This is a genomic window from Sphingobacterium shayense (assembly GCF_013179575.1).
Lineage (GTDB): Bacteria > Bacteroidota > Bacteroidia > Sphingobacteriales > Sphingobacteriaceae > Sphingobacterium > Sphingobacterium shayense.
The window spans coordinates 1-5,855 of the sequence record NZ_JABMCQ010000207.1 but is presented as its reverse complement, the minus strand read 5'-3'; the positions used below and the strand labels follow the sequence as shown (position 1 = coordinate 5,855).

6 protein-coding genes, 1 tRNA gene and 1 pseudogene are annotated in these 5,855 nt (G+C 37.9%); 5 read left to right on the top strand and 3 right to left on the bottom strand.

All coding sequences use genetic code 11. The annotated features are described in order from the left end of the window. A partial coding sequence (locus HP439_RS17260; protein WP_172391583.1) for an NAD(P)-binding domain-containing protein occupies positions 1 to 417 on the bottom strand: 417 nt, incomplete at its 3' end. Positions 418 to 568: 151 nt separating this feature from the next. Further along, entirely contained in the window at positions 569 to 1,225 is a 657-nt protein-coding gene (locus HP439_RS17255) for a DsbA family oxidoreductase (protein ID WP_172391582.1), read from the bottom strand. A 262-nt stretch (positions 1,226 to 1,487) separates the two neighbouring features. On the opposite strand from HP439_RS17255, the gene HP439_RS17250 reads away from it, so the two are divergent. From HP439_RS17250 to HP439_RS17240, 3 genes are all read left to right on the top strand, one after another. Then, positions 1,488 to 2,543: a 3-oxoacyl-ACP synthase III family protein gene (locus tag HP439_RS17250; protein ID WP_172391581.1), complete on the top strand. Its 1,056-nt coding sequence runs from the start codon at positions 1,488 to 1,490 to the stop codon at positions 2,541 to 2,543. 391 nt (positions 2,544 to 2,934) lie between these two features. Beyond that, a complete protein-coding gene (locus tag HP439_RS17245; RefSeq protein WP_172391580.1) occupies positions 2,935 to 3,465 on the top strand; it encodes a YceI family protein in 531 nt (176 codons plus the stop codon). A 16-nt stretch (positions 3,466 to 3,481) separates the two neighbouring features. Next, on the top strand, positions 3,482 to 4,042 hold the full coding sequence (locus tag HP439_RS17240) for an acyl-CoA thioesterase (protein WP_172391579.1): 561 nt from the start codon (positions 3,482 to 3,484) through the stop codon (positions 4,040 to 4,042). 291 nt (positions 4,043 to 4,333) lie between these two features. Here the strand turns inward: HP439_RS17240 and HP439_RS17235 are convergent. Then, a tRNA-Ser gene (locus HP439_RS17235) sits at positions 4,334 to 4,421 on the bottom strand. Between the two features lie 113 nt (positions 4,422 to 4,534). On the opposite strand from HP439_RS17235, the gene HP439_RS17230 reads away from it, so the two are divergent. Continuing rightward, the gene (locus HP439_RS17230; RefSeq protein WP_172391578.1) at positions 4,535 to 5,584 is read left to right on the top strand and encodes a patatin-like phospholipase family protein; all 1,050 of its coding nucleotides are present in this window, start codon (positions 4,535 to 4,537) and stop codon (positions 5,582 to 5,584) included. 61 nt (positions 5,585 to 5,645) lie between these two features. Next, a pseudogene (locus HP439_RS17225) lies at positions 5,646 to 5,855 on the top strand (hypothetical protein); the annotation flags it as partial.

Here is a 5,855-nt window from a genome sequence, read left to right as displayed (position 1 = left end):
GACGATATTATCTATAGAAATTTCGAAAACTTCTGTAAGGTACTCTCCAACGATCAAATTCTCATCAGGTATAATACCTTTTATCGCCGACACAACGATTTTACCGTCAAAATCTTTTGGCCGAACATTTTTCAACGCATCTTTCAAATAAGCTGAGGGGGTGTTTAAAATTACTATATCCGAATTTTGGATAACTGATTTCGCATCTAAATAAAGATTTTCTGCTTCAATATGAACTTCAACCGCGCTTAAATAGCTTGGGTTATGGCCGTACGCCTTAACATATTGTAGATCTTCTTCTTTTCGTATCCACCACAAAATTTCTTTTTCAACGGTGTTATCCCCCAGCATCTTAATCATAGCTGTAGCCCAACTTCCACTCCCCACCATGCCTATCTTCTGTTTAGAAAACTTCATAAATTTGCTCTTTGCTCTTTCTGGGGCAAATATACAGATTAATTCCCGCTCGCTATGACGATAGCAAACCTCGTTAATATCATGTAATGCTCAAATACATTAGCATTCCGCACATCGCTCCGGCCCGCCGATCGGTTCAAGAATTAAAACATTATAACTTGGGTTGCTCTTTTTTCCATTCCCCATAGGATTTACTCAAAGCCTGGTCAAATGATTCTATTGGTTGGGCTCCTGATATAGCGTATTTACGGTCGAATACAAAAAACGGAACCCCGCGAACACCGACCTGCTGCGCTTCATATAGGTCTTTGTTTACGTCTTCATCAAATTGACCGGACACCAATACATCGTTAGAATTATCTTTATCTAATCCAACCTCTTCCGCAATTGTTATTAGTTCGCTGTAATCATCGATATTCTTTCCATGACAAAAATAAGCTTCGAATAAAAGTTCTTCAATATCATTTTGTTTCCCTTGCTTTTTAGCGAAGTGACTTAATCTATGCGCGCTAACCGAATTTGCTACAACGGCATTATCAAAATCATAATTCAGTCCCTCCTCTTTCGCCATATCTGTAACCTGCTGACACATATCGCGTGCCTGCTCGACAGACATACCTTTGGAATTGGCAAGGTGTTCAAAGTAACTAACATCTGGATCTGTTCTTAAATGTTTATCCAGCAGATAGCTCTTCCATTCTACCTGTATATCCTTTCCGAAGGAAAGTCCTGCTAAAGCTTTTTCGAACCTTCGTTTTCCTATATAGCAAAAAGGACACATGACATCACTCCATATTTCTACAATCATCTTATTCAAATTACAATACTATTTGCACCCAAACTAACTACCTCGAAATTCACTCAATTAACCAATCAAAATTTAGAGAGATTAATGCTGTATGGAATATACGAAATAATGGTCGGTACGTTAAACTATAGTTGAAAATCTTACTTTGGGATGAAAATTGATATTTATAACCAATTTATTTGAATTAGGTTTAACCTAAATTATTTCCGATATTACCTCAAAGTTTACAAGGTATATTTATCAATCAGACATTCGAAAAAGCATGAATATTAAAATTATAGGATCCGGCAGTTTTATTCCTGAACTAGTAATTAAAAATGATTATTTCTTAAATCGCTCCTTCCGTGATTCGAGTGGAAATGAACTACCAAATACCGAAGATATAATTAAAAAGTTTAAAGACATTACGGGGATTGAAGAACGGCGATATGCCGAAAAAGATTTCGTCACCTCTGATATGGCTGCGGCCGCAGCTGACAGAGCAATCTTAGATGCAAATATTGATCGTGAGACAATTGACTATATTATTCTTGCCCATAATTATGGTGACATTTCCGACGGTACTATTCAGTCCGACACCGTACCCAGTATTGCTGCACGCGTAAAACACAAACTTGGAATCAAAAACCCAAAATGCGTAGCTTATGACCTAATATTCGGCTGTCCTGGATGGGTTGAGGGAATTATACATGCAAATGCATTTATTAAAGCAGGTATGGCCAAGCGTTGCCTTGTAATAGGCGCAGAAACATTATCTCGAGTCACTGACCCGCATGACCGCGATTCTATGATTTATTCCGATGGTGCTGGGGCCGCCATCGTAGAACAAACCGCTGATAATGTTGGATTACTCGCCTTTGAGAGTGGAACCTATAGTCTTATCGAAACCTCATATCTAAATTTCGGACCTTCTTATAACGAAGATTTAAATGACAATCACAAATATATAAAGATGAAAGGACGGAAAATTTATGAATTCGCTTTAACCAACGTCCCTCTCGCTTTAAAACTATGCTTAGAAAAAGCTGGTATCGATATTTCACAGATAAACAAAATACTCATTCACCAGGCAAATGAGAAAATGGATATCGCTATTATTGAACGATTTTTCAAATTATACGACACCACTCCCCCAGACAATATTATGCCGATGACAATTGGTAATTTAGGAAATAGTAGCGTAGCGACAGTACCTACGCTTTATGATCTGATTAGTAAAGGTAAGTTGGAAAATCACAGTTTTAGCCCAGGAGACATTTTAGTCTTTGCTTCTGTTGGCGCAGGCATGAATATAAACGCGTTTATATATCGCGTTTAGAAAACGGTTAATCATATATACCCATTTATATCAAGGTTCGCAATAGATAAGCAGAAAGCGTTGAAGTGTGCATCCTTGCGGAGGAACTTATCTTAGATTTCTAGATATGGAATACAAATAGTAACGTGCAACACAAATGATTAGAAAAACGTTATCAATACTCAATCGTAATTCTGATTAACAGGTGCTCCTGGGAAAAATTAAATCAGTCTTTTATAGTTCTTCACTATAATTTGGAAAGATCACCCCAGATCCCATTAATTAACTTTAGTACTTACAAAAGTTACACTGAAAGACCAACAAAACATAATTTTTTATGCAAAAACGGCAATGTTTTAATATCTTCTCGTAACAATTTATAGTTTGCACAAACAACAAACAAAAGGCATTGATGAAAAAAACAGCGTGGTTATTGGATGAAGAACACTCTACTATCGTTTTTAGAGTAAAACATATGGTTATTTCTACCGTGGTTGGGCAATTTAAGCGCTTCGAGGTGAGAGCTATCAGTGAAGGAGATGATTTCGAGCGCGGCTCTGTACAATGTACAATATCTACCGCCGATGTTACAACGAATGACGATTATCGGGATGACCATCTCAAGTCAGAGGCACTTTTGGATGTGACCAAATACCAGGAAATCGAATTTAAATCCGAACGTTTTGACCGAATAAACGAGACAAAATTCCAACTGAGGGGAAACCTAACAATTAAGGATATAACGCAGGCTATCGAGATTCCTGTCACTTACTTAGGAAAAAATAATATTGACGGTATTGAACGGTCAGCGTTCGAAAGTGATTTTGTAATTAACCGCGATCAATTCGATTTAACTTATAACACCTTATTAGAGAGTGGAGGAATGGTAATTGGAAAAGAGATAAATATAAATGTCTATATCACTTTGATAAAAAAGCAATAAAAATAAAATAGCAATTATGGAAGAATTTAAAACGGTATCCGCCTCCCAGACGACTATGACCGAGCTAATGATACCAGCCTATTCAAATTTCGGGGGGAAAATACACGGGGGGACTATCCTTTCGCTGATGGATAAAGTAGCCTATGCCTGCGCTGCCAAACATTCCGGATCATACTGCGTAACAGCATCCGTTGATAAAGTTGATTTCCTTGTATCTGTAGAAGTCGGTGAAATAGTAAGCTTAGAAGCCTCGGTGAATTACGTGGGGACAAGTTCTATGGTTATTGGTATTAGGGTGACAGCAGAAAACATACGAAAGAAATTCGTTAAGCATACGAATTCAAGCTATTTTTCAATGGTTGCTGTGGATGAGGAAACCGGGAAACCAACAACGGTGCCTGGACTTATTCTTCAGAGTCCAGAAGAAGCGCTTAGATTCGTCACTGCGATGCATCGTAAAGAGCTGAATCGATATTATCAGCGGGAAAGCGATCACATGAAATCAGAATACAAGAAAGAAGAGTATATGAAACTTCTTGAAAAGGAACGTTGCAAATTAGAAATAGCGCCGAAATAACACGATTAAAGAAAAAACGTATTTGATTACCTCAATTCTCTAATCCTATCCAGATGCATGTAGGACTTTTGGCAATTACACTATTCAATGTACTCAAACCAGCTTACGCATTGTTATCTCTAAGATCTAAAAAGTAAAAGGTGACTCGAAAATAAAACAGGTAGTGCAAGACAATCTAATGCCCTAATATTTTTGCGATATATTATATTCTACCTGACATCTGTTGGATCAAAATGCTTCTAAACAAAAAAAGAACACTATTTTCGATAATAGTTGCTCTTTTTTGCTCTGCGGAGAGGGAGGGATTCGAACCCTCGATACAGTCATCCCGTATACAGACTTTCCAGGTCTGCTCATTCGACCACTCTGACACCTCTCCGATTGGATTGCAAATATAGTAGATTAATTCAACTGGTGAAACCTTTTAGAAAATAAATTATACAGTAGACCAATCCTATTAATTTCCCAAGCATTTTTTCTAATTTAGAGTATATGAAAAGGATCCTTTCAATAGATGGTGGTGGAATTCGAGGAATTATTCCAGGGATGTTTTTAGTCACACTGGAAGAAAAAATACGACAAGCAACTAAAAACCCCGCTGCACAACTCAGCGACTATTTTGACTTTTTTGCCGGTACGAGCACTGGAGGAATCCTACTTTCGATTCTCCTATGTCCTGACGAAAGTAACCCTAAAAAGCAAAAATACAGTGCGAAAGAGGCATTAGACATCTATCTTGAACACGGGACGGAGATCTTTGCGGCCACAAAGTGGCGTCGTTTCCTAAGTCGATTCGGTTTGTTAAGCGAATTATACGACAACCTAGTTATCGAGCGCGTACTAAATGATTATTTTGGAGACCGTAAATTAAGTGAGCTTCTAAAACCTTGCATTATTACTGCTTACAACATCGAACTTCGAAAAAACCATTTATTTCGCCAGCAGAAAGCTATAACTCATGGAGATTCCCGGGACTTTTTAATCAGAGATGTTTGTAGAGCGACGTCTGCAGCCCCAACATATTTTTCCGTTGCTGAGATATTCTCCAAATCAGGAACGAGATATCCTTTAGTTGATGGAGGGGTATTCGCGCACAACCCCTCCCTATCCGCTTTGCTAGAAGTTATTAAAAGTTACAACACTTACAAAATTAACGATATTTGGATACTTTCGTTAGGAACCGGTATCTCCAAAATATCCTACAACTACGACGATTTCAAAAAAAGACGCGCAATTTCGATAGGTCCCGCCCTTGTGGATATCATGAGTAGCAGCTCGGCCGAAAGCACGGATTACTATCTCAAGCAACTCTTCCGGTCCGTCAATAAATCTTCTAATTACATTCGTATAGAGCCTCAGGCGTTATCTTCAATTAATCCATCTATGGATGCCGCGACCCCATCGAACATACAAAAAATAATTTCTTTGGGAGATAAGATTGTAATGGAGCATGAAGAACAACTAAATCAAATCGTTTCGGAAATCATACAAGACAACGGGAACAGAAAAGATAGATCAGTGTGGAATTTTTTAAAAAATTAGAACTAAACAATAATCCAATTCAAAGAGAAACGGTACATTTACGGACATAAATAATTGTTACATGGCATTAAATTACGTCTGGATATCATTCTTCCTCATCACTTTCGTTGTAGCTATTGTTAAATTACTTGGCGGAGATACTGAAGTATTCCAAAATATTGTAAATTCTCTCTTCGAAAGTGCGGCTACTGGGGCGTCAATTTCACTGGGCTTAATTGGTATGATGACATTCGCCCTCGGTATCATGAAAATTGGCGAAAAAGGTGGTATG